This window comes from Kitasatospora sp. A2-31, assembly GCF_022288725.1.
Lineage (GTDB): Bacteria > Actinomycetota > Actinomycetes > Streptomycetales > Streptomycetaceae > Kitasatospora.
In genome coordinates this window covers 1-1,371 of record NZ_JAKNTA010000190.1, presented here as the reverse complement: position 1 = coordinate 1,371, position 1,371 = coordinate 1, and the positions used below count along the sequence as shown (strand labels likewise).

The 1,371-nt window shown below is 73.2% G+C and carries 3 protein-coding genes; 2 read left to right on the top strand and 1 reads right to left on the bottom strand.

Going from position 1 to position 1,371, the window contains the following annotated elements:
- Positions 1–117: 117 nt before the first annotated feature.
- Complete coding sequence (arfB, locus tag MCM47_RS40775; RefSeq protein WP_238861192.1) at positions 118–549, bottom strand: alternative ribosome rescue aminoacyl-tRNA hydrolase ArfB; 432 nt, start codon at positions 547–549, stop codon at positions 118–120.
- A gap of 67 nt (positions 550–616) precedes the next feature.
- Between arfB and MCM47_RS40770 the strand changes: the two genes are divergently transcribed.
- Positions 617–1,114, top strand: coding sequence for a hypothetical protein (locus MCM47_RS40770; protein ID WP_255751988.1), 498 nt, complete (start codon positions 617–619; stop codon positions 1,112–1,114).
- Positions 1,115–1,238: 124 nt separating this feature from the next.
- On the top strand, positions 1,239–1,371 hold a 133-nt coding region (locus MCM47_RS40765; RefSeq protein WP_238951836.1), incomplete at its 3' end, for a TerD family protein.

The window sequence follows — 1,371 nt, the reverse complement described above, 5'->3', positions numbered from 1 at the left end:
GCGGTGGGGCCCCTTCTGGGGGCCCGTGGTCCCCGCCCGGGCCGCCCGCCCGCTCCTCTCCTCCCGCGGGGGCTCCCGGCAGCTGGGCGGAGCCGCCCGCCGTCACGGCCGGCCCGGCTACTCGCCGCGCGGCGACCGCCGCCCCTGCTTCAGCTCGGAGCGGTGCCGCTTGTTGGACAGCCGCCGCTCGACCATGCCGCGGCTGGGCTTCGTCGCCCTGCGGGCCTTCGGCGGCGGTGCGGTGGCCTCCCCCAGCACCGACGCCAGCCGGGCCGCGGCGACCTCGCGGTTGCGCCACTGCGAGCGGTGCTCGGAGGCGCGGACCACCAGCACCCGGCCGTCGACCAGCCGTCCGGCCAGCCGCTCCAGGGCGCGCTGCTTCCACACCTCCGGCAGCGCCTCGGAGGCCGCCAGGTCGTAGCGCAGCTCGACCTGGGTGTCGGAGGTGTTGACGTGCTGGCCACCGGGGCCGGAGGAACGGGAGAAGCGCCAGACGAGCTCGGCGTCGGGGACGACCACCGACCCCCGTACGCGGATGGGCTCGGGCATGCGTCCATCATCCCGTGCCCGGTGGCGGCGGTCACCCGGTTTAACCCCGGTGCCCGCAGCCCCGACAATGGCCTGTGTGATCGAGCTCGGCTACTCCCTCTCCAACCGCTTCCCGGACCCCCCGCAGACGGACTACCGGACCGCCTCGGTCCAGGCGCTGCGGTACGACCTCTTCTGCGGCGACGTCTACCTGGAATCGGACGGCGCCGAGGTGTCCACGGCCTGGGGGTGGGTGCCGGTCCTCGACTTCGCCTGGGCGCTGTGCGACATCGCCGAGCAGCTCGACCGGGATCCGGACGGCAGCCGCTCGGCCCGGGTGCAGACCGCCGACCTCGACTTCACCCAGAACACCGAGCTGCTGCGGTTCGCGCGCCGCTTCAACTGGGTCGAGGTCAGCGCCACCTGGCTGCCGGACGAGGAACCGGTCGTGGTCCGCCACAGCGACCTGCGGCGCGAGGCCCGCGACTTCCTGCAGGACACCCTGGCCGACCTCTTCGACATGCACCCCGATCTCGCCGACAATCCCAACGTCTGGTCGCTGCAGGGACGCTTCCGGCGGATCTGACCCGCCGTCGACCGGTCGTTGCCCGATCCGGCCGCGACCCCGAGAATCTGCCGGGAAGCGTGGAACCAAGCCCCCGCCCTCCCGCGTTATCCCGGGCACAAGCAACGAAGGGACAGCACACACCATGCCAGTGAGCCTCTCCAAGGGTGGCAACGTCTCGCTGACCAAGGAGGCCCCCGGCCTGTCCTCGGTCACCGTCGGCCTCGGCTGGGACGTCCGCACCACGACCGGTGCCGAGTTCGACCTCGACGCCAGCG